Source organism: Micromonospora sp. DT63 (assembly GCF_049841615.1).
In the GTDB taxonomy this organism is placed as follows: Bacteria; Actinomycetota; Actinomycetes; order Mycobacteriales; family Micromonosporaceae; genus Micromonospora.
Genome location: NZ_JBNCKQ010000005.1, coordinates 33,327 through 54,209, shown reverse-complemented (window position 1 = coordinate 54,209; position 20,883 = coordinate 33,327). Strand labels below are relative to the sequence as shown.

Below are 20,883 nucleotides of genomic sequence, written 5' to 3'. Positions count from 1 at the left end.
ACTACGGCTGCGGTGTCCTCGTTCGAGGCGGGCTCAGCCGGCGCGCAACTCCTTGAGCACCGCCCCGGCGGCACGCCAGCCGCTGGCGAGAGCGCCCTGGATCGATGGACTGTCGCGGTGGTCACCGGCCACGAACAGCCCCTCCCCCATCGAGACGGGCTTGCGCAGCCGCCCCTGCGGCGGCGGCGCGGCGGGCAGCGCGTCCGGAACGACCACTGTGGTGAGGTGGGTCCAGTCGGTGGTGGATCGACCGTACAGCCGGGTCAACTCGGCCCGGATGGTCGACTCGGGCGGGGCCGTGGGACCCACCACCGACGTGGCCACGAGGTGCCGTCCGGCGGGCGCGTAGGTGCGGGCGGCGTTGCTGAGCACCACAGTGTTCGCGACGATCTCCCGCCGGTCGCCGTCGACGAGCAGGATCGGCTCGGCGAGCGGCGGCTCGGGCGCGCTGTGGTAGTACGTGGTGTAGCTGTGCATGCGTACCGTCGCCAGAGCCGGCAGCAGCGCGGGCGCGGCGTGCGGATCGACGGCGACCACGACGGCCCGGCAGCGGATGTCGCCGGCCTGGGTGCGGACCAGGCCGGGCGCGACCTGCGCGACAGGGGTGTCCAGGTCGAGCAGGTCGGTGGGCAGTGGGTCGGCGATGGCCCGGGGCAGCGCGGCCATCCCCTCGGCGGGCAGGCCGATCCGACCACGGGCGAATGAGCGCAGCACCATCGCGAGCACGTGGCTGGACGTGGCCAGCTCCCGGTCGATGAACACGCCGGACAGGAACGGCCGCAGCAGCTCCTCGATGATCGCGTCGGAGAGACCGGCACGGCGCAACGCCGTCTCGGCGCTGGTCTCCGGCGCGGTGAGCAGCCGGGACACCGGCAGCGTGGCGCAGCCGGTGGCGAGCGCGGCGAAGCGCAGCCGGTCGAGCAGCGAGCCCACGCCGGCCAGCGCGGTACGCGGCCCGCCGGCCGGCTCCCGCAACGGGTTGACCAGCCGCAGCAGGTCGTCGCCCCGGCGCACCAGCACCCCGGACGTGAAGTAGCCGAGGTTGAGCCGGTCGGTGTCGAGCAGCGTGCCGAGCCGCGGGTAGGCCGTGTTGAGCACCTGGAAACCCCTGTCGATCAGGTAGCCGTCCACGACGTCGGTGGCGACCCGGCCGCCCAGCCGGCCGCCGGCCTCCAGCAGGCGCCAGGGCACGCCGGCGCGGTGCAGCCGGCGGGCGGCGGCGAGGCCGGCCAGGCCGCCGCCGACGACCACCACGTCGGTCTCAGCCAGCATCGCGCGCCTCCCGCTCACCGTTCGCCCGGGACAAGCGGCCCGGCCACCAGATCTTCGGCCCGATGTCGTACGCGAGCGCCGGCACCAGCAGCGACCGGACGATGATCGTGTCGATCAGTACCCCGATCGCGACAGCCGTGCCCAGCTCGACGAGCACCACCAGCGGCAGGACGGCCAGGGCGGAGAAGGTCGCGGCGAGCACGATGCCGGCGGAGGTGATCACCCCGCCGGTGACGGCGAGCCCGGCGAGCACACCGGCGCGGGTGCCCCGCTTGACCGACTCCTCGCGGACCCGGCTCATCAGGAAGATGTTGTAGTCGATCCCGAGGGCGACCAGGAAGACGAACGCGAACAGCGGAAACGACGAGTCCACGCCGGGGAAGTCGAAGACGTGGCGGAACAGCAGCGCGCAGAGACCGAGCGTCGCCGCGAAGCTGAGCAGCACCGTGCCGATGAGCAGCACGGGAGCGAGGAGGGCCCGCAGCAGCAGGGCCAGGATCACCGCGATGACCACCAGCACCACCGGGATGATGACGTTCTGGTCGCGTTTCGCGGCGTCGGAGGTGTCCACGTTGATGGCGGTGAAGCCGCCGACGACGGCGTCCGCGCCGGGCACCTGGTGTACGGCCACCCGCAGGTCGCGGATGGTCCGCTCGGCCCCGTCGCTGTCGGGCGGGTCGGCGAGCGTCGCCTCCAGCTGCACCCGCCCGTTGACGACCTTCGGCGGGGCATTCTGCTCGGGTGGGCCGGTCTGCGGGCCGTTGGAGAGTGGACGGACGTCCGCGACGCCGCGTACGCCCTGGGCCACCTGCGCCACCTGCCGCGCGCTCTGCTCGGTGGCGAAGATGGTTGCCGGGCTGCCGGTGCCGGCCGGGTAGTGCCGGGCGATGACGTCCTGACCGTCCACCGAGTCGGTGCGCTGCGTGAACAGGTCGGACTGGCCGAGGGTCGTGGCGCCGAGCTGGGTCAGGCCGAGCGTGAGGAGAGCCAGGACGACTGCGGTGCTCAGCCAGATCGGTCGGGCGTGCCGGGCCACGAAACCGGCGATGCGACTCCAGATGCCGTGCTCGGCCCGCGGGTCGGCCTGGTCGACGTGGGGCCGTCGGGGCCAGAACGCCCACCGGCCGCCGAGCACCAGCAGCGCCGGCAGGAAGGTGAGCATCACCAGCAGGGTGGCGGCGATGCCGATGGCGGCGACCGGGCCGAGCGCCCGGTTCGAGTTGAGGCTGGACAGCAGCAGGCAGAGCAGACTGACGATGACCGTGCCGCCCGACGCGATGATGGCCGGAGCCGCACCCCTCCACGCGGCACGCATCGCGTCCCACGGGCGGTCGTGCCGGTGCAGCTCCTCGCGGTAGCGGGCGATCAGCAGCAGCGCGTAGTCGGTGCCGGCGCCGAAGACCAGCACGGTGAGGATGCCCTGCGCCTGGCCGTTGAGCTTGACGATGTCGGCGTCCGCGAGCAGGTAGACGAAGACCGAGGCCAGCGCGTACGACATTCCGGCGGCCAGCAGCGGAAAGATCCACAAAACGGGGCTGCGGTAGACGATCAGCAGGATGATCAGCACCACCACGAGCGTGACCAGCAGCAGTGGCCCGTCGATGGCGGAGAAGACCTCGATCAGGTCGGCGAGCAGGCCGGCCGGGCCGGCGACGTCCACCGTGAGCCCGTCCCGGTCGCCGCCGGCGATGTCGCGCAACTGTTCGACGACCGAGCCGATCTCCTCGCCCTCGGCGTCGTCCACCGGCACGACGACCTGGAGTGCTTGGCCGTCCTCGCTGGGAATCGGCGGGGGCAGCGGGTTGACCACGCCCGGCACCTGGGCGAAGCGGGCGGCGTCGGCGCTCACCCGCTGCCGGTCCACGTCGGTGATCCCCGACGACCGCTCGTAGACGACAAGCGCCGGCACGGTCTCCCGGTCGACGAACCCAGCGGCGAGGTCCTGGGCACGGGTCGCCTCGGCGTCGGTGGGCAGGAAGGCGGCGTTGTCGTTGGTGGCGACCTCGCTGAGACGTCCGGCGTACGGGCCGGCCACACCGCCGATCACCAGCCAGGCCAGCACGACCGCCACCGCGACCAGTGTGGCCCGGCCGAAGCCGCCTCGTCCCGACATTGCGATCACCCCAAGAATCGACGCATCAATCGACGCAGCTGGAGTCTAGGTCGACATCGACCATCCTGCCGGGCACGAGACCCACAAGCAGCCCAAACCCCCCATTCCGCCCACGCCCCCCACGCACGCCGCGCCGCCGCCCCAAGATCGTCACAACTTCGGGGATGTTGCTGCCTCAGGCACGCGGGAGACAGCAACATCCCCGAAGTTGCTGCCGCGAATACCGACCCACCCCGCCAGCACAGTCGCGGCCTCAGAACCCGCGCCGATCTTGCAGTTTCGGTCGTGGATATGCGCAGAGCGCCCCTTATGCCGGGACAGTAAGTGCAAGATCGCGGAGGCAGGGGGCGGAGGCGCGGGGGGCAGCAGAAACGCCCGTCGGCGTGTTGCCGACGGGCGTTGGTGGAGAAGCTCCCCCGATTGGACTCGAACCAATAACCTGCCGGTTAACAGCCGGCTGCTCTGCCAATTGAGCTACAGGGGATCGTGCACCGCCTGGAACCGGATCTCGCCGGTGCCGTGCGACGGGACAAGAGTACAGGACATTCCCCGGTGGTGGTCCAGTGGGTTCCACAGGCATCGGCCCTTGATCCAGATTCGCAGGTCAGCGCCACGGCCGGATCGCAATCGGGGCAAATCGCCATCCCGGCACAAGCAGGCTTGAGCGGGGAGCAGGATGGGTAGTTAGCTGCGGACAGAGGACGCAGGCGCGAATTTGTCGCGCCCGACGGGGCAACCCGCCGGCGCGACGGCGCGTCAGGTACGGAAGGAGCCGCCATGCGCGGAAAGATCATGTTTCTTGGCGGGCTGGCTGCGGGATTCGTCCTGGGCGCCCGTGCCGGCCGGGAGAAGTACGAAGAGCTCGTGGTCCGGGGCCGCAAGGTGCTCGACCACCCGACCGTCCAGGAGGCGGCCGGGGTCGCGCAGGCCCAGGCCAACAAGCTCTACAGCGAGGGCAAGGACAAGCTCGGCCAGACCAAGCTGGGCGAGAAGCTGGGCACCGGCAACGGGAGCACCGGCAAGCAGGAGCTGACCGCCGCCGACGACGCGTTCGCCGGCACGCCCGCCACCGTGGGCGCCAAGGCGGGCAGCAGCTCGGTCGGCACGACCTCCGGGTCGCCGTCGGCCACCAACCCCCGCACCAAGCCGTCCGGCTCGGGCACCAACGCCAGCACGCTCTGATCCATCGCACGCAGACCCATCGCACGTCGACGGGCCGGTCGCCGAGAGGCGACCGGCCCGTGGTCTGTCCGAGCTGTGGTCAGTCCTTGCTGCTGAACGCCGCGTCGAAGGCGGCGCTCGGGGCGTCGAAGGCGAGCCGGCGGACGAACTGCAGCGCCTCCGGGGCGCCGACCAGGCGGTCCATCCCGGCGTCCTCCCACTCGACGGAGATCGGGCCGGTGTAGCCGATCGCGTTCAACGCCCGGAAGCAGTCCTCCCAGGGCACGTCGCCGTGGCCGGTGGAGACGAAGTCCCAGCCGCGGCGCAGGTCGGCCCAGGGCAGGTGCGAGGCGAGCCGGCCGCGCCGGCCGTCGCCGGTACGCACCTTCGCGTCCTTGCAGTCGACGTGGTAGATCCGGTCGGCGAAGTCGAAGATGAAGTTCACCGGGTCCAGCTCCTGCCAGACGAAGTGCGACGGGTCCCAGTTCAGCCCGAACGCGGGCCGGTTGCCGATCGCCTCCAGCGTCCGCTTGGTCGTCCAGTAGTCGTACGCGATCTCGCTGGGGTGCACCTCGTGCGCGAACCGCACCCCGACCTCGTCGAACACGTCGAGGATCGGGTTCCACCGATCCGCGAAGTCCTGGTAGCCGCGCTCGATCATCGACGGCGGCACCGGCGGGAACATCGCCAGGGTGTGCCAGATCGACGACCCGGTGAACCCGACGACGGTCTTCACCCCGAGCTTCGCCGCGGCCCGCGCGGTGTCCTTGATCTCCTCGGCGGCCCGCTGGCGGACCCCCTCGGGCTCCCCGTCGCCCCAGATCCGGGCGGGCAGGATGTCCTGGTGCCGCTCGTCGATCGGATGGTCGCAGACGGCCTGACCGACGAGGTGGTTGGAGATCGTGAAGACCTGAAGGTTGTGCTTCGCGAGCGTCTCCCGCTTGCGGTCGACGTACGAGTCGTCGGCGAGCGCCTTGTCGACCTCGAAGTGGTCGCCCCAGCAGGCGATCTCCAGGCCGTCGTAGCCCCACTCGGAGGCGAGCCGGCAGACCTCCTCGAACGGAAGGTCGGCCCACTGGCCGGTGAAGAGCGTGATGGGTCGCGCCATTGTCCTTCTCCCCTGATGTGATGGGGATTCCGTTGTGCGGACCGGGGCGAGGGTGACCGGTCAGACCGGTGCGTGGCACCGAGGCGGAACACCGGTGGGTGCCGAGCGCACCTGAGCCCGACGGGTTGCGCCTCCCACCGAGCCACCGGCCACCGTCACGGTCGCCGCCCCCACCCTATTTCCGCCGGGGTCATCGCGAAAGCCCCGCAGGGTCACTCGGCCGCTTCTTCGGGCGCGGGCAGGACCGCCCGGACGGTGAACCCGCCGCCGGGATTCGGGCCGGCCGAGAAGGTGCCGCCGGCCCGCTCGGTGCGCCCGCGCACCGCGGCCAGCCCCCGCCCGACGCCCCGGGTCTCCCCGGCCGGCGTCGCGGCACCGGCGCCGTCGTCGCGTACCTCGATGGTGATGCCCTCGGCGTCGTAGCGCAGCCGGACCGCGACCGCCGCGCCGGGGGCGTGTCGGCGCACGTCGGCCAGCGACTCCTCGATGATCCGGTACGCCGCCACGTCGACCGCGCCGGGCAGCGGCCGGGGTGCCCCGCCGAGGCTCCAGCGCACGGGCTGGCCCGCGGCGAAGCCCTCCGCCAGCGCGTCGAGACGGTTCAGGCTGGGAGCCGGCCCGGTCAACGGGTCGGGCTCCTCGGCCCGGTGCAGCGCTGCGCGCAGGCGGTGCCCCTGGGTCCGCGCCATCCGGCGCCATCGCGCGAAACGCCCCATGCTGGTCAAGGTACGGCAGGCTCCTGAGAGCGGGCCCGCGGCGTCCACACAACGCCCCCACCGCACCGGTGGCTCCGACCATCGAGAGGCGTATACCTGTGAGTCATATCTATGACTCACAGGTATACGCCTCTTCGGTGACATCGGCCTCGCCAAGGACGCGCCCGGTGAGGCGGAGCGCGTCCGGTGTCGCTGAGCGGGCGGCGTCGGGAGCGGGTGGCTCGCAGGGGCCGTCGGCCGCGACCGGCGGCCCCTGCGCGCTCAGTGAGCCTGGTGGGCTCGGTGCGGTTGGCAGGTCAGGGCAGGGTCCACTTCTGGTTGGCCGCGCCGTTGCAGGTCCAGAGGTGCACGACGGTGCTGTCGGCCGAGTTGTTGCCGGAAACGTCCAGGCACTTGCCCGAGGCCGTGTTGCGCAGGCTGCCGTCGGACTGGGCCGCCCAGTTCTGCGCGCCGGTGCCGTTGCACGTCCAGAGCTGGATCTTGGTGCCGTCGGCGGTGCCGCCGCCGGACACGTCGAGGCACTTGCCCAGCGCCTTGATCGTCGAGTTCGGCGTCACGGTCCAGGTCTGCGCCGTACTGCCGTTGCAGGTGTAGATCTGGATCTGGGTGCCGTCGGCAGTGGCGCCGCTGCGCACGTCGAGGCACTTGCCGCCCAGGCCCTTGACCGGGCCGACCCCGGTGCTGCCGCCGGTCCCCTTGACCAGGGTGAAGTCGTCCACGTCGAAGAGCCCGGTGCCGCTGCCCCCGAACGTGAGGTAGAGGTTCTGGGCGCCGGACGGGACGTTGGACAACGACGCGGTGACGTTGGCGAACGTCGTCCAGCTGCCGGTGTTGGGCACCGTGACCGTGCCGAGCACCGGACCGGTGGCCGAGCCGGTGCGGACTGCGATGGTGCCGCCCGCGCCGCCGGAGACGACCCGGGCGGTGAACGAGGTGACGCCGGTCAGGTCCACGCCGTTGTACGCCGCCCAGTCGCCCGGGTCGATGTAGCCGACGGTCTGGCCGCCGTTGGCACCCGCCTTGGTGAACGCGGAGACGCCGTTGGCGGAGCTGAACGCCTCGGCCTGGATCGTACCGGTCGGCGGAGGCGTGGTGCCCAGTTCCTTGATCCGGATGTTGCGGAACGAGGCGTCGTCGCCGGTGCCGTGGTTCTGGATGCCGATGTGGCCGGCCAGCGACCGTACCGGATTGGTGTTGGTGAAGTCGTTGATCTTCACCCCGTTGAGGAAGATCTGGAGCCGCTCGCCCTCGACCAGCAGCTCGTAGGTGTTCCACTCCCCCGGCGCGTTGAGCGCCGCGTCGCGGGCCGCGAGGTCCGCGGACTTGAAGGTGTAGACCGAGCCGGTGGTACGGTCCGCCGCGTCGGTGGCGTCGATCTGGATCTCGTAGCCATTGTCCACCGCCGACCACGGGTCGCTCGACGGCGGGAAGCCGATGAACACGCCCGAGTTGTCGTCGCCGGCCAGCTTCCAGTCCAGCTTCAGCGAGTAGTTGGTGAACTGCTTCGCGCTGTACCAGTACAGGCCCATGCCGCCCACCGAGGTGAGGGTGGCGTCGGAGTTGGTGAAGTTGCCCGGCCCGGCCTGCGACCAGCCGGTGGTGGAGCCGTTGTAGAGCGGGGTGTAGCCGGTCTCGGGCCGGCAGTCGGCCTTGCTCCGACCGGAGGCGTACCGGATGCCGCCGAGCAGGTGGTTCCGGAAGTTCGGCTCCGCGTACGACGCCTGGGTATGCCCCGCGCCGGTGTAGAAGGAGCGGCCACCGTTGTAGCTCTTGCACCAGCTCAGCGGGTGGTCGGCGCCCATGCCGCCGCCGGAGTACGACGACTCGTCCAGGGTGGCCAGCACGTGCGCGGTCGACCGGGCGTTGGTGCGGTAGTTGTACCACTCGTCGGTGCGGGTCCAGGTCTGCGGCAGGTGACCGGTGGCGGCGTGGCCCCGGTCCTCCACCTTCATGTTGGCCTGCTGGATGGCCGGGTGCGAGGCGAACCACGCGCCGACCAGGTTGCCGTAGAACGGCCAGTCGTACTCGGTGTCGGCGGCGGCGTGCACACCCACGTACCCGCGACCGGAGGCGATGTACGACTCGAAGGCGGTCTGTTGGCTGGCGTTGAGCACGTCGCCTGTGGTGTTGAGGAAGACGACCGCCTCGTACTGGGCGAGGTTGCTCGTGGTGAACGCGGCGGCGTCCTCGGTGGCGGTGACGGTGAAGTTGTTCGCGGCGCCCAGGTCACGGATGGTCTGGATGCCGACCGGGATGGCGTCGTGCCGGAAGCCGGCGGTCTTGGAGAAGACCAGCACGTCGTACGGGGCGTCGGCGGCGCTGGCCGGGGTGGCGGGGGTGGTGCAGGCGATGACGGCGAGGACGGCGGTGGTGGCGCCGAGGACGGTTCGCAGGAGTCTGCGCATGTCGCTCTCCTATCGACGGTGGGAAGGGGCCCCCGCGCGACGGGGGCCCCTTCGCTCAGCTCAGGGCAGGGTCCACTTTTGGTTCGCGGCGGCGGTACAGGTCCAGAGGTGCACCACGGTGCTGTCCGCCGAGCTGTTGCCGGAGACGTCCAGGCACTTGCCGGACGCCACGTTGCGGAGCGTGCCGTCGGCCTGCGCGGACCAGTTCTGCGCCCCGGTGCCGTTGCAGGTGTAGAGCTGGATCTTGGTGCCGTCGGCGGTGGCGGCACCGGCGACGTCGAGGCACTTGCCCAACGACTTGATTGTGGAGTTCGGCGTGACCGCCCAGGTCTGGGCCGCGCTGGCGTTACAGGTGTAGATCTGGATCTGCGTGCCGTCGGCGGTGGCGGCGTTGCGTACGTCCAGGCACTTGCCGCCCAGACCCTTGATCGGACCGGTCCCGCCGGTGGGGGCCGAGCCGGTGGTGAAGGTGAACGCGTCCAGGTCGTAGAGCGCGCCGGTGCCCGTACCCGCGAACGTCAGGTAGAGCGTGGTGGTGCCGGTCGGCGGGTTGGTGATCGCTCCCGTGACGGTGGTGAAGGTTTCCCAGCCGCCGGTCACCGGGACGGTCGCGGAGCCGAGCACCGTGCCGGTGGCCGAGCCGGCCCGCACCTGGAGGGTGCCACCGGAGCCGGCCGACGAGACCCGGGCGGTGAACGAGGTGACGTTGCCGAGCCGGTACGGCTGGAACGCGATCCAGTCGCCGTTGTTGATGTCGCCGACGGTCTTGCCGCCCTCGGCCGGGGTCTTGCTGAACACGTTGATCCCGGACGAGCTGCCGAAGAACTCGGCCTGGCGGTGACGCGGCGGCAGCGTGTGCTGGGTGTGCGTGGTCAGCCCACCGGCGTCGGTGTACTCGGCGTCGAAGATGGCGAAGATGTTCGCCGCGTCGTCGTGCTCACCGTCGACGGGGATGGTGATCGAGCCGGAGCAGCCGGTCTTCGAGGTGATCTGGTGCCCGTGCTGGTCGTGCCCGAGCACGTAGGTCATCTTGACCTTCGTGCAGTCGATCGTGCCGTCCTCCGGGTCGGTCACCGTGATGCTGTACGGCACGGTGTCACCGAAGCTGAACAACTGCCCGTTGCCCGGGTTGTTGATGGTCACCGTCGGCGCGGTGTTGCCGACGTTGATCTGCACGCTGGCGCTGCCGGTGGCACCCTGCGGGTCCCGTACGGTCAGCGTCGCCGTGTAGGTGCCGTTGGTGCTGTACGTCTTCGTCGGGTTCGCCGCCGTGGAGGTGGTGCCGTCGCCGAAGTTCCACGAGTAGGTCAGCGCCCCACCCTCGGGGTCGGACGAGCCGGCCGAGGAGAACGTCACGGCCAGTGGGGCCGCGCCGGAGGTCTTGTTGGCGCTCGCGGCGGCGCTGGGCGCCCGGTTGCCGCCGGCGACGTAGTCGAAGCGGTAGAGCGCCGAGTTGGCGTCGCCGTTGAAGTAGCCGGTGCCGTAGTCGAGCACGTAGTAGGCGCCGTCCGGGCCGAAGGCCGAGTCCATCACCTGCTTGCCGACCCACGGGAAGGTGTCGATGGTGCCCCGGGAGCCGTCGGAGTTGACGTGGATGGGCTTGATCCAGCCCCGGCCGAACTCGGTGGCGAAGAACTGCCCGTCGAACGACTGCGGGAACTTGGTGGTGGAGGTCGACGAGGCGTTGTACCGGTAGACCGGGCCGCCCATCGGCGACTCGGAGCCGCCGCCGAACTCGGTGGGGGTGCCGGCGTCGCCGGCGTACCGGATCCAGGCCGGCTGGGCCGGCGGCAGGGTGGTCAATCCGGTGTTGCGGAACGAGTTGTTGGTCGGCCCGCCGGTGCAGTTGTACTTCGCCCCGCTGGCGTTGGTGGCGAAGTCCCACTCGTTGTACGTCTCGGTGGTGGTGTTGGTGCCGGTGCAGTACGGCCAGCCGTAGTTGCCCGGCGCGGCGACCCGGTTGAACTCGACCTGGCCGGACGGCCCGCGGGTGGAGCTGGTGCTGCCGGCGTCCGGCCCGTAGTCACCGACGTAGACGACGCCGGTGCCCTTGTCCACGCTGATCCGGAACGGGTTGCGGAAACCCATGGCGTAGATCTCCGGCCGGGTCTTGGCCGTGCCGGGGGCGAACAGGTTGCCCGACGGGATGGAGTACGTGCCGTTGGCGTTCACCTTGATCCGCAGGATCTTGCCCCGCAGGTCGTTGGTGTTGCCGGCGCTGCGCTGCGCGTCGTACGCCGGGTTGCGGTTGGTCCGCTCGTCCAGGGGCGAGTAGCCGGCCGACTCGAAGGGGTTGGTGTCGTCGCCGGTGGACAGGTAGAGGTTGCCGGCGGCGTCGAAGTCTATGTCCCCGCCGACGTGGCAGCACAGTCCGCGGTCGGCCGGTACGTCGAGGACGTCGACCTTGCTGGCCTGGTTGACGGTGAAGTCGCTGTTGAGGGTGAACCGGGAGAGGCGGTTCACGCCCTGCCAGGCCGAGAAGTCGGTGCCGGTCGCTGGCGCGTCCCCGGTGGGGGTGGACAGCGGCGGCGCGTAGTAGAGGAAGATCTGCCGGTTGCTGGCGAAGTTCGGGTCGACGCCGACGCCCTGCAACCCCTCCTCGTCGTGGTTGTAGACCGACAGGGTGCCGATCACCGACGTGGTGCCGTTCGCGTCGGTGCGGCGCAGCGTGCCGTTGCGGGCGGTGTGCAGGACCGAGCGGTCCGGCAGCACGGCCAGCGACATCGGCTCACCCATGTCGGACACGCCCCGGGCGAGTTCGACCTGCTGGAAGTCGGTGGCGTTGATCGTGTGCGCCTGGGCCGGTGTCGAGCTGGCCGCCAGGGTGACCGTGCCGGCCGCGGCCACGAGGAGCAGGGCCGATCCGGCGGAGAGCCATCGTCGGGATCGACGAGGGGGTGCGTCCTTGTTGGACATCTGTGCTGTCCCTTCCTGACGAGTGAGGCCAGGCCGGGCGCGCGCCGTCGCGCCGGATGCCGTAGCGGTGGTGGGGGTCGATGGGTTACCGCGCCGCCGGTTCACCTCGACGAAACAATGTCGTGTTGGCCCCGACACTAAGTCGCGCATGTCGATGTGTCCATACCTTCCGACGATCCAGCATCAACTTTCGTCGATTTGATCGAAAGTTGCCGGGTCGGGGCCGTACGGAAGGGTCCGGGGCGTCGCGTGCCGCACGCACCGAGGGGCGGCACGCGACGCCGACACGTCAGGACTGCCGACCGGTCACCTGACTGGCCAACCCCACCAACGCCGCCCGTACCGAATCCGGGAGCGGGACCGCCGCCAGCGCTCCCGTCGCGGCCTCCTTGCGAATCCTGATCATCTGCTCGATCCGGTCCCGCGCGCCGGTGGCCTCGATGATCTCGCGCAGCTCGACCGCGCCGTCCGCGTCCAACTTCGGATTGCCGAACAGCTCGCGCAGCCGGACGGTCTGCGACCGGTCGGCGGCGCTGCGGGCCAGCGCCATCATCACCGTGGGCTTACCCTCGCGCAGGTCGTCGAGGACCGACTTGCCGGTGACCGCCGGATCACCGAAGACGCCCAACACGTCGTCGCGGAGCTGGAACGCGTCGCCCAACGGATCACCGAACTCGCCGAGAGCCGCGATCAGCTCCGGCCCCGCCCCGGCCAGCGCCGCGCCGATCTGCAACGGCCGGGTGACCGTGTACCGGGCCGCCTTCATCCGGATCACGGTGAGCGCGCTGGCCACCGAACCGTCACCCACCCCGGAGACCAGGTCGAGGTACTCCCCCGCGATCACCTCGGTACGCATCAGCGCGAACACGGCGTAGCCCCGGTGCACCTGCTCGGTGGCCAGCCCGCACTCGTGGAACATCTGATCCGACCAGGCCGCGCAGAGGTCCCCGCAGAGCAGGGCGGTGTTGCGCCCGTACGCCTCGGGGTCGCCACGCCACGACGAGCGGGCGTGCAGGTCGGCGAAGAGGCGGTGCACCGACGGTTCGCCCCGGCGGCGGTCGCTGCCGTCCAGGATGTCGTCGTGGATCAGCGCGAACGCGTGGAACAGCTCCAGCGCCGCCGCGGCCACCACGATCGGGCGGCCGTCGGCGGCCCCGGCAGCGCGCCAGCCCCAGTAGCAGAACAGCGGACGCAGCCGCTTCCCGCCGGCCAGCACGAACCGTTGCAGCGCGGTGAACACCCCGCGCGGCGCTCCGTCGGGCCAGTCGGGGCCCTGCCGTTCGAGGAAGGCGGCCAGCTCCGCGTCGAAGCGCGCCCGCAGCCTGCTCGCGTCCGCCGGAGCGACGGTGGCCGTCACGATCCCACCCCGGACCGGCCACCGTCACCGTTGGCCAACCCGGCCAACTCCAGCAGCAGCGCCTTCACCTCGGTGGCCGCCACCCGGTCCCGGGCAGCGGACCTGTCGGAACAGAGCAGCACCGGGGCGTCCGCCGGGTCGCTGGGCAGCCGCCCGTGCGAGCCGCGCACCGCCCGGGCGCCGGCGTCCAGGCCGACGGCGCTCATCAGGTAGCGCATGCCGAGCTTCTTGCGGGCCAGCGCCACCCCGGCCCGAGCCTTCGCGGCGCCGGGGTTGGCCGGGTCGAAGAACAGCTCGGCGGGGTCGTACCCCGGCTTGCGGTGGATCTCGACCAGCCGGGCGAAGTCCGGCGCGCGGGCGTCGTCGAGCCAGTAGTAGTAGGTGAACCAGGAGTCCGGCTCGGCCACCAGCACCAGCTCGCCGGCGCGCGGGTGGTCCAGCCCGTACGCGGCCTTGCCGTCGGCGTCCAGCACCTCGGCCACCCCGGGCAGCCCGGCGCAGAGCTTCGCCACCGCCGGCACGTCGGCCGGATCCTTGACGTAGACGTGCGCGACCTGGTGGTCGGCGACCGCGAACGCCTTCGACGTCCACGGGTCGAGGTACTCCATGCCGGCCTGGGTGTGCACCCGCAGCAGCCCTTCGGCACGCAGCAGCCGGTTGACGTCCACCGGCCGGGACACGTCGGTGATGCCGTACTCCGAGAGCACCACCACTGTCGCGTCGCGGGCCCGCGCGGCGTCCAGCAGCGGGCCGAGCACCGCGTCCAGCTCGGCCGCGGCGGCGGCCGCCTGGGCCGACGAGGGGCCGAAGCGTTGCAGGTCGTAGTCCAGGTGGGGGACGTAGACCAGGGTCAGGTCGGGTGACACGTCGGCCAGGATCTGCTCGGCCGCCTGGCAGATCCACTTCGACGACGGCAGCCCGGCGGTCGGCCCCCAGTAGGTGAACAGCGGGAAGGTGCCAAGCCGCCCGGTGAGCGCGTCGTGCAGCTCCGGCGGGTCGGTGTAGCAGTCCGGCTCCTTGCGGCCGTCGGCGTAGTACACCGGTCGCGGCGTGACGGTCCAGTCGACGTCCGCGCCCATGGCGTACCACCAGCAGACGTTGGCCACCGTGTAGCCCGGTTCGGCCCGCCGCGCCGCCTGCCAGAGCTTGTCCCCGCCGACAAGCGCGTTGTGCTGGCGCCACAGGAACACCTCGCCCAGCTCCCGGAAGTACCAGCCGTTGCCGACGATCCCGTGCCCGCTGGGCTGTTCGCCGGTGAGGAAGGTGGACTGCACCGAGCAGGTCACCGCCGGCAGCACGGTGCCCAGTTCGGCCCGGAAGCCGCCGTCGGCGACACCGCGCAGCCGAGGCATGTGCGCCAGCAGGCGGGGGGTCAGCCCCACCACGTCGAGTACCACAAGTCGTCGGCTCATCGCGTCTCTCCCGCGCTCACTGTGCGTTCCGGGGTCAGCCCGAGGCCGACCAGTTCGTCTCGGGCGAAGGCCAGCTCGGCGGCGATGCCGGCGGCCAGCTCCGCGTCGGTGCCCGGCCGCCGCGCGGCCGGTAGAACCCCCCAGGTGTACGTCTCGACGTCGAGGTGGTCGCACCCGGCGGTCGGCCCGCTGTAGAGCGCTCTCAGCGCGGCGCGCAGGACGGGCAGGGTCGAGCCGAGCGGTTCCTCCGGTGGGGCGTGCAGCGGCACGTGGTAGTGCACCCGCCACGGGCCGGGCAGCGCCCGGTCCAGCGCCTCGTCCAGGTCGTCGGCCGCGTACGCCGGGTCGGCCGGGTCGGCCAGACCGGCGCAACCGGCGCTCCGGGTCTGGTGCAGGAAGCGCGGCTCCACCCAGCGGCGCAGCGCGTCCGCGCCGCCGGCCGGGTCGGTTGCCTCGACGGCGGCGGAGACCTGCACCTTCACCACGGGCAGTCCGGCGGTCCGCAGTCGTTCCAACGCCTCGGCCGGCTCCTCCCAGGCGCACGCCAGGTGGGCCAGGTCGACGCAGACACCCAGCCGGTCGGTGTCGATGCCGTCCAACAGCGAGGCCGCCTGCCCGGTGCTCTCCACCACGCAGCCGGGCTCCGGTTCGAAGGCGACCCGCACCTCGCGGCCGGTGTCGCGCTGCACGGCGGCCAGACCGGCGGCGAGCTGGTCCAGCCGACGGTGGGCGGCGTCGGCCCGCCCGGTGTCCCAGGGCCGCCGCCAGGCCAGCGGCAGGGTGGAGATCGAGCCCCGGGCCGCGTCGTCGGGCAGCAGGTCGGCGAGCACCCGGGCCAGATCCAGCGTGTACGCCAGCCGCTGCTCGGTGGTCCAGTCCGGGTGGTACACGTCCTGCTTGACAACGGGGGCCTGGAAGGCCGCGTACGGGAAGCCGTTGAGGGTGACCACCTCCAGACCGCGCGCGTCCAGCTCGGCGCGCAGCCGCAGGCGCAGCGCCGGGTCGGCGGCCAGCTCGGCGGCGACCGGGGCGGCCAGCCACAGGCCCAGGCCGAGCAGGTCGCTGCCGAGCGCCTCCCGCACCGGCACGGCGTACGTGTCCAGTTGACCGAGGATGCCGGCGAGGTCCTCGGCGGGGTGCACGTTGGTGCAGTAGCCGAGATGGACGGTGTCGCCGCCGGCATGTCGCAGCCGCATCAGCTGCCGCCGCGCAGGATCGAGTTGCCGGTCTGCGGGTCCACGGCGGTGACGTCGAGGTCGCTCAGGTCGAGCCGACCCGACTGGCCGTAGAACTCCACGGGGTTGCGCCACAGCACCCGGTCGACGTCGTCGTCGCTGAACCCGGCGAGCAGCATCGCCTCGCCGGTTGCCCGGGTCAACAACGGATCGGAGCGACCCCAGTCGGCGGCCGAGTTGACCAGCATCCGTTCCGTGCCGTACTCGCGCAGCAACTCGACCATCCGCTGCGGCGTCATCTTCGTGTCCGGGTAGATGGAGAAACCCAGCCAACAGCCGCTGTCCCGCACGAGCTTGACGGTCACCTCGTTGAGGTGGTCGACGACCACGCGACCGGCGTCGATGCCGGATTCGGCGACCACGGCGAGGGTGCGCTCGCAGCCGCGTGCCTTGTCCCGGTGCGGGGTGTGCACCAGCGCCGGCAGGTCGTACGCCACGGCCAGGGCGAGCTGCGCGGCGAACGCCTCGTCCTCCTCCGGGGTCATCGAGTCGTACCCGATCTCGCCGACCGCCACGACCGCGTCCTTGTCCAGGTAGCGGGGCAGCAGGTCGAGCACCGGGCGGCAGCGCGGGTCGTTGGCCTCCTTGGGGTTGAGCGCGATAGTGGCGTGGTGCCGCACCCCGAACTGCCCGGCCCGGAACGGCTCCCAGCCGATGAGCGAGTCGAAGTAGTCGATGAACGAGGCGGCGCTGGTGCGCGGCTGGCCCAGCCAGAACGCCGGTTCCACCACCGCGCGGACCCCGGCGGCGGCCATCCGTTCGTAGTCGTCTGTGGTGCGTGAGGTCATGTGGATGTGGGGGTCGAAGATGCGCATTCACGCCTCCCGGGGCAGTGCGGCGGTGAGCCGGTCGAGCAGGTCGGTGGCGTCGGCGGGCATCTCCCGGCCGGCGGCGTGCCGCTCGGCGGTGAGCGCGGCCAGCATCGCGGCCAGCTCCCCGTCGGCGCGGGTCTCCAGGTCGGAGACCACTGCCAACGGCACGCCGCTGAACACGCACTTGAGCACCGCCTGCCGCCAGGCGGCCTCATCGAGGTGCCGGGCGTACGGGCCGAGGGCGGCGGCGACCAGCCGGGTGTCGTTGGTCCGGATCGCGTCGTGCAGCAGCGGCACCCCGGCGGTGCCGATCGGCAGCAGCGGCAGGGCCCGCAGCACGGCCCGCCGCTCGGCCGCGTCACCGTGCTGGTAGAGGTTCTCGGCGTACGAGGCGTGCTCGCCGGGCAGGGCGGTGAGCAGCAGCACCCGGGCCGCGTCGTCGGCGGTCCAGCCGGGGGCGTCGGGCAACGCGGCCCGACCGCACCGCCGACCGACGGCGGGAAAGAGCCGGGCGATCGCGGTGGGCTCGGCCGCGACCTGGCGCAGCGCCTCGTCCAGCCAGTCGGGATCGGGTACGCCCCGCAGCGCGGCCCGTAGTGAATCCGGTGTCATCCCGTCTCCTCCCCTTGTGCTGCTGGTCCCCTCGTGTGGCTGACGGGCACCCCTGGCACACCCTTTGCTCTGCTTCACTCCACGCGACGGTCGGTGTCCGGATATCGGACGCCCGCTGTCGCCTCCGTTGAAGCAGAGCAAAGGGCGTCGGCGGGTACCTCGATGCGCCGCGCGCCGGCCTTTGCAGCGGCGGTTGCGGCGGCGCGGAGGAACTCGATCGAGCGGGCGGCGACCGCCGGTGCGGCGTGCGAGTCGCGGGGCAACTCGACGGCGACCAGCCCGGGGTAGCCGGCCTCGGCCAGGGCCGCCAGCACCGGCGGGAAGTCGATCTCACCGGTGCCGAACTCCAGGTGCTCGTGCACGCCCCGGCGCATGTCGTCGATCTGCACGTTGACCAGGTGGTCGGCCACCTCGGCGACGCACTGCGGCACCGGCCACGGCTCCAGGCACCGGCAGTGGCCGATGTCGAGGGTGATGCCGAAGCGGGCCGGCGCGTCGAGCACCGCGTGCAGTCGACGCCAGTCGGTGATGCTCTCGACCAGCATGCCCGGCTCCGGCTCGAAGCCGAGGGTGACGCCCGCGCTGTCGGCGGCGTCGACCACGCTGGCGCAGCCGGCGACCAGCCGGTCCCAGGCGCACTGCTGTGACACCGTCTCGGGCCGCACACCGGCCCAGAACGAGACCGCCTCGGCTCCCAGGTCGGCGCCGATCCGCACCGCCCGGCGCAGGAACTCGATCCGCCGGGTGGGGTCGTCGTGCAGCAGCGTCGGTGCATGCTTGTGCCACGGGTCGAGCAGATAGCGGGCACCGGTCTCGATCACCACCCCCAGACCCAGCGCGTCCAGCCGCCGGGCGACCGCCGCGATCCGGCGGGTGAGCCCGGGTGCGAACGGGTCCAGGTGGTCGTGGTCCAGGGTGAGCGCCACGCCGTCGTAGCCGAGGTCGGCGAGGACGGCGAGCGCGTCGTCGAGCCGGTGGTTGGCGAAGCCGTTCGTGCCGTACCCGAGGCGCAGCGCCGTCGCGTCGGCGCTCGACGGCTCGACAGTCCCGTTGCCGGACTGCGCGGTTCCGAGCTGCGCGGTTCCGGACTGCGCGGTCTCGGGCTGCGCGGGTCGGGGCCGGGGCACGGTCATGTCGGGGAGACCTTCCGGGCCAGCCGACGGCCCAGCGGCGCCGCCGCCGCGACGGCCAGCCCGAGCAGACCGGCGCCGCCACGTGCGGTAAGCGCCCCCTGCAGGGCGGGAAGGCCGGTGATCCCCGCGCCGACGGCCGCGCGGACCTTCCCGGCCGAGGGATCCCGGACGACCTGGGCCTGGGCGGCGCCGTAGCGGGCGGCGTACCACCCGGCCAGCAGCGCGGGCAGCGCGGCGGCGACTCCCGCCGCCCGGGCCCGGCCCGCGCTCACCTCGGCCCGCCCGTCGGCGCTGGCAGCCCCGCCAGCGCTGGCTGCTTCGGCGCCGGGGACGGCAGCGCGGCGGGCGCCGGGGACGGCAGCGCGACGGGCGCCGGGGACGGCGACGGCGGCGCTGGCGGCGACCAGGGCGGTGCCGGCCAGTGTGCGCATCGGCAGGGCCGCGTCCGCGCCGGTGACCTCGCGCCGGGACAGGGTGGTGACCGTCCAGGTGTGGGCCGCCACGGTCGCCGCCGAGGGAAGCGCCCGCCACAGGTGGCCGCCGGAGGCGCCCAGCAGCACGTCCAGCCCTCGGCAGGCGGCCATCACGGCGGGGCCGGCGGCGGTGTTCTTGGCCAGCAGGTCGTACCCCCAGATGCTGGCGGCCAGCGGCACCGCGAGCGCGGCCGCGCGGCGACCGCCCACGGCGGCGGCCAGGCCCACGCCGGCGGCGGTGAGGCCGGCCGCGAGGCCCAGCGCGGCGGCCGGGGTGACCCGGCCGCTGGGGATCGGTCGCTCGGGGCGTTCGACGGCGTCCAGCTCCCGGTCGGCCCAGTCGTTGGCGGCCATGCCGGCCCAGTAGAGCAGCACCGACGCGCCGGCGAGGGCGGGGGTACGCGGGCCCAACGCGCCGGCGGCCGCCGCGCCGGCAACCACGTCACCGGGGACCGAGAGCGCTGCCGGTGCCCGGACCAGCTCGGCCACGTCAGCCAGCGTGGTCATGGCCACCGTCCAGGCCGGCGTGCAACCGCTGGGTGAAGTCGGTCAGCCGGGCCCACTGCTCGGCCAGCGAGTGGGTGGGCGCACCGAGCGGGTCCTTGAAGAAGAAACCCAGGTCGGCCAGCGGCCCCACCTGCCCGGCGGCGTGCGCGGCGGCGGTGAGCCGCGCCAGGTCGAGCACCAGCGGCGCGGCCAGCGCGGAGTCGCAGCCGTGCCAGGTGAACTCCATCCGCATCCCGGTGCCGAGGAAGCCGGCGAACGTGATCAGATCCCAGGCGGTCTTGAAGTCGCCCAGCTCCTCGACGTACTCGATGCGGGTGTTGCCCTGCGGGACGTAGCCCAGCGTCTCGCCGAGCACGCGTTGCTTGCTCTGCACCTTGGCCGCGTTGGCGGCCGGGTCGGCGAGGGTGGCGCCGTCGCCGCCGCCGAGCAGGTTCATCCCGGACCAGGAGCGCACCGCGAGGTTGCGCATCGCGAACATCGGCGCGAGGACCGACTTGACCAGGGTCTCACCGGTCTTGCCGTCGTGCCCGGCGTACGGCAGGCGCAGCTCTTCGGCCAGCGCGGCCAGCGCCGGCAACCGCAGCCCGGTGGACGGGGTGAAGTCGACGTACGGGCAGTCGGCCAGCAGCGCCGCGTACGCGTACAGGGAGCTGGGCGGCAGCACCTCGTCCGGTCCGGCGAGCGCGGCACGCAGCGCCACCGGGTCGGCGTGCCCGGGGTGCGGTCGAGGCGCCGGTTCGGTGGCGGAGACGTTGACCACGACCACGCGGTCCAGACGGTTGCGCTCCCGGAAGGATGTGAGGTCACCCACGATGGTCGCGACCCGGTCGGCCTGGGTGCCGCCGAGCGGGGCCGGACGCAGTTCCTGCTCGACGGCGGCCAGCTCGTCGGGGAGCGCGGCGACCAGCCGACCGGGTATCACACCGGTGTCGGCCAGGGCCTCAGCGCGCTTGCTCAACGGGGTGGTGGCCACGTCGTGGCCTCCGAAGACCAGGTCCGCGAAGGACGGGAGGGCGGGACCGCGCAGATCCGGCAACTCGGTGACGCAGCCGGTCGGCCCGGCCAGGCCGGCCCGCAGCGCGAGCCCTCCGACGATGCTGGTGGTCGCGACCGAACCGCGTGCTCCTACCAGCCAGACACCCGTTCGCATGGTGCTCCTTCCCATCCAGGAGGAACCGTCGGTTCGATTTAAATATAGGAATATCAGAATATTTCTCGAAAAGCTACGGCCTTGAGCGGATGGGCCCCGCCCGCCCGACCCGTACCGGAACGACACCGGATCCGGCGTCGGCGTCGGCGGCGACGACGACGGACCGGTTACCGGTACGGGTGCGGGCAGACGGGGCTGGCAGGCAGGGTCGGTCGGCGTCTCGACCCTGCCTCCCCCGCATCCGACTGGGGCGTTGGCGTGCCCCGACCGGACGTCTCAGGTTGCCGTGCCCACCGGATCGTCGACCGAGGTGCGGTCCGTCGCAGGGCGGCGTACCGAGGCGGGACGGGTGGGGGCAGCGGCGGGCGGTGTCATCGGGTCCTCCGGATCGCCGGGGGTGGTGGCGGTCCTCCGGTGCGGCCGGGGAATCCCGGTCCGGTCGCACCGGACGACCGTCCTGCTCGTGCGCCACCGGGCCACACGGCCCGGCTGCACACTCTC

General features: G+C 72.2%; 15 protein-coding genes and 1 tRNA gene. 1 reads left to right on the top strand and 15 read right to left on the bottom strand.

Annotated features, from left to right (window positions below):
- Positions 1 to 33 precede the first annotated feature (33 nt).
- The 3 genes from ACLQ27_RS19260 to ACLQ27_RS19250 all read right to left on the bottom strand — a co-directional run bounded on the left by ACLQ27_RS19260 (position 34) and on the right by ACLQ27_RS19250 (position 3,869).
- On the bottom strand, positions 34 to 1,272 hold the full coding sequence (locus tag ACLQ27_RS19260; RefSeq protein WP_425867940.1) for an NAD(P)/FAD-dependent oxidoreductase: 1,239 nt from the start codon (positions 1,270 to 1,272) through the stop codon (positions 34 to 36).
- Complete coding sequence (locus tag ACLQ27_RS19255; RefSeq protein WP_425867938.1) at positions 1,262 to 3,385, bottom strand: MMPL family transporter; 2,124 nt, start codon at positions 3,383 to 3,385, stop codon at positions 1,262 to 1,264. The genes ACLQ27_RS19260 and ACLQ27_RS19255 overlap by 11 nt, the downstream gene beginning before the upstream one ends.
- A 411-nt stretch (positions 3,386 to 3,796) precedes the next feature.
- A tRNA-Asn gene (locus ACLQ27_RS19250) sits at positions 3,797 to 3,869 on the bottom strand.
- 293 nt (positions 3,870 to 4,162) lie between these two features.
- On the opposite strand from ACLQ27_RS19250, the gene ACLQ27_RS19245 reads away from it, so the two are divergent.
- The gene (locus ACLQ27_RS19245; RefSeq protein ID WP_234584388.1) at positions 4,163 to 4,567 is read left to right on the top strand and encodes a hypothetical protein; all 405 of its coding nucleotides are present in this window, start codon (positions 4,163 to 4,165) and stop codon (positions 4,565 to 4,567) included.
- Between the two features lie 79 nt (positions 4,568 to 4,646).
- Here the strand turns inward: ACLQ27_RS19245 and ACLQ27_RS19240 are convergent, their stop codons facing one another.
- From ACLQ27_RS19240 to ACLQ27_RS19185, 12 genes are all read right to left on the bottom strand, one after another.
- Positions 4,647 to 5,654, bottom strand: a complete 1,008-nt coding sequence (locus ACLQ27_RS19240) for a sugar phosphate isomerase/epimerase family protein (protein ID WP_234584387.1) — start codon at positions 5,652 to 5,654, stop codon at positions 4,647 to 4,649.
- Positions 5,655 to 5,866: 212 nt separating this feature from the next.
- Positions 5,867 to 6,370 (bottom strand): sensor histidine kinase, encoded by a 504-nt coding sequence (locus ACLQ27_RS19235; RefSeq protein ID WP_357496349.1) that lies wholly within the window; start codon positions 6,368 to 6,370, stop codon positions 5,867 to 5,869.
- A 296-nt stretch (positions 6,371 to 6,666) separates the two neighbouring features.
- Entirely contained in the window at positions 6,667 to 8,775 is a 2,109-nt protein-coding gene (locus ACLQ27_RS19230) for a ThuA domain-containing protein (protein WP_425867935.1), read from the bottom strand.
- A gap of 60 nt (positions 8,776 to 8,835) precedes the next feature.
- Complete coding sequence (locus ACLQ27_RS19225) at positions 8,836 to 11,691, bottom strand: PQQ-dependent sugar dehydrogenase (RefSeq protein ID WP_425867934.1); 2,856 nt, start codon at positions 11,689 to 11,691, stop codon at positions 8,836 to 8,838.
- A 289-nt stretch (positions 11,692 to 11,980) separates the two neighbouring features.
- Positions 11,981 to 13,048, bottom strand: a complete 1,068-nt coding sequence (locus ACLQ27_RS19220) for a polyprenyl synthetase family protein (RefSeq protein WP_357496343.1) — start codon at positions 13,046 to 13,048, stop codon at positions 11,981 to 11,983.
- A complete protein-coding gene (locus ACLQ27_RS19215) occupies positions 13,045 to 14,460 on the bottom strand; it encodes an alkaline phosphatase family protein (protein ID WP_234584382.1) in 1,416 nt (471 codons plus the stop codon). The genes ACLQ27_RS19220 and ACLQ27_RS19215 overlap by 4 nt, the downstream gene beginning before the upstream one ends.
- Entirely contained in the window at positions 14,457 to 15,656 is a 1,200-nt protein-coding gene (gene eboE, locus ACLQ27_RS19210) for a metabolite traffic protein EboE (RefSeq protein ID WP_425867932.1), read from the bottom strand. Before eboE ends, ACLQ27_RS19215 begins: the two co-directional genes overlap by 4 nt.
- The gene (locus ACLQ27_RS19205; protein WP_357496339.1) at positions 15,656 to 16,510 is read right to left on the bottom strand and encodes a TatD family hydrolase; all 855 of its coding nucleotides are present in this window, start codon (positions 16,508 to 16,510) and stop codon (positions 15,656 to 15,658) included. Before ACLQ27_RS19205 ends, eboE begins: the two co-directional genes overlap by 1 nt.
- Entirely contained in the window at positions 16,511 to 17,119 is a 609-nt protein-coding gene (locus ACLQ27_RS19200) for an EboA domain-containing protein (RefSeq protein ID WP_425867930.1), read from the bottom strand.
- A gap of 74 nt (positions 17,120 to 17,193) precedes the next feature.
- Positions 17,194 to 18,252, bottom strand: coding sequence for a sugar phosphate isomerase/epimerase family protein (locus ACLQ27_RS19195; RefSeq protein WP_425867928.1), 1,059 nt, complete (start codon positions 18,250 to 18,252; stop codon positions 17,194 to 17,196).
- Positions 18,249 to 19,232 (bottom strand): SCO3242 family prenyltransferase, encoded by a 984-nt coding sequence (locus ACLQ27_RS19190; RefSeq protein WP_425867926.1) that lies wholly within the window; start codon positions 19,230 to 19,232, stop codon positions 18,249 to 18,251. Before ACLQ27_RS19190 ends, ACLQ27_RS19195 begins: the two co-directional genes overlap by 4 nt.
- Positions 19,216 to 20,382: an inositol-3-phosphate synthase gene (locus ACLQ27_RS19185; RefSeq protein WP_425867923.1), complete on the bottom strand. Its 1,167-nt coding sequence runs from the start codon at positions 20,380 to 20,382 to the stop codon at positions 19,216 to 19,218. The genes ACLQ27_RS19190 and ACLQ27_RS19185 overlap by 17 nt, the downstream gene beginning before the upstream one ends.
- Positions 20,383 to 20,883: the final 501 nt, after the last annotated feature.

Coding starts and splice junctions, on each gene's coding strand:
- ACLQ27_RS19235 (WP_357496349.1), bottom strand. CDS start 6,370: ATGGGGCGTTTCGCGCGATGGCGCCGGATGGCGCGGACCCAGGGGCAC.
- ACLQ27_RS19195 (WP_425867928.1), bottom strand. CDS start 18,252: ATGACCGTGCCCCGGCCCCGACCCGCGCAGCCCGAGACCGCGCAGTCC.
- ACLQ27_RS19185 (WP_425867923.1), bottom strand. CDS start 20,382: ATGCGAACGGGTGTCTGGCTGGTAGGAGCACGCGGTTCGGTCGCGACC.
- ACLQ27_RS19245 (WP_234584388.1), top strand. CDS start 4,163: ATGCGCGGAAAGATCATGTTTCTTGGCGGGCTGGCTGCGGGATTCGTC.
- eboE (WP_425867932.1), bottom strand. CDS start 15,656: ATGCGGCTGCGACATGCCGGCGGCGACACCGTCCATCTCGGCTACTGC.
- ACLQ27_RS19255 (WP_425867938.1), bottom strand. CDS start 3,385: ATGTCGGGACGAGGCGGCTTCGGCCGGGCCACACTGGTCGCGGTGGCG.
- ACLQ27_RS19225 (WP_425867934.1), bottom strand. CDS start 11,691: ATGTCCAACAAGGACGCACCCCCTCGTCGATCCCGACGATGGCTCTCC.
- ACLQ27_RS19190 (WP_425867926.1), bottom strand. CDS start 19,232: ATGACCACGCTGGCTGACGTGGCCGAGCTGGTCCGGGCACCGGCAGCG.
- ACLQ27_RS19205 (WP_357496339.1), bottom strand. CDS start 16,510: ATGCGCATCTTCGACCCCCACATCCACATGACCTCACGCACCACAGAC.
- ACLQ27_RS19200 (WP_425867930.1), bottom strand. CDS start 17,119: ATGACACCGGATTCACTACGGGCCGCGCTGCGGGGCGTACCCGATCCC.
- ACLQ27_RS19230 (WP_425867935.1), bottom strand. CDS start 8,775: ATGCGCAGACTCCTGCGAACCGTCCTCGGCGCCACCACCGCCGTCCTC.
- ACLQ27_RS19240 (WP_234584387.1), bottom strand. CDS start 5,654: ATGGCGCGACCCATCACGCTCTTCACCGGCCAGTGGGCCGACCTTCCG.
- ACLQ27_RS19215 (WP_234584382.1), bottom strand. CDS start 14,460: ATGAGCCGACGACTTGTGGTACTCGACGTGGTGGGGCTGACCCCCCGC.
- ACLQ27_RS19260 (WP_425867940.1), bottom strand. CDS start 1,272: ATGCTGGCTGAGACCGACGTGGTGGTCGTCGGCGGCGGCCTGGCCGGC.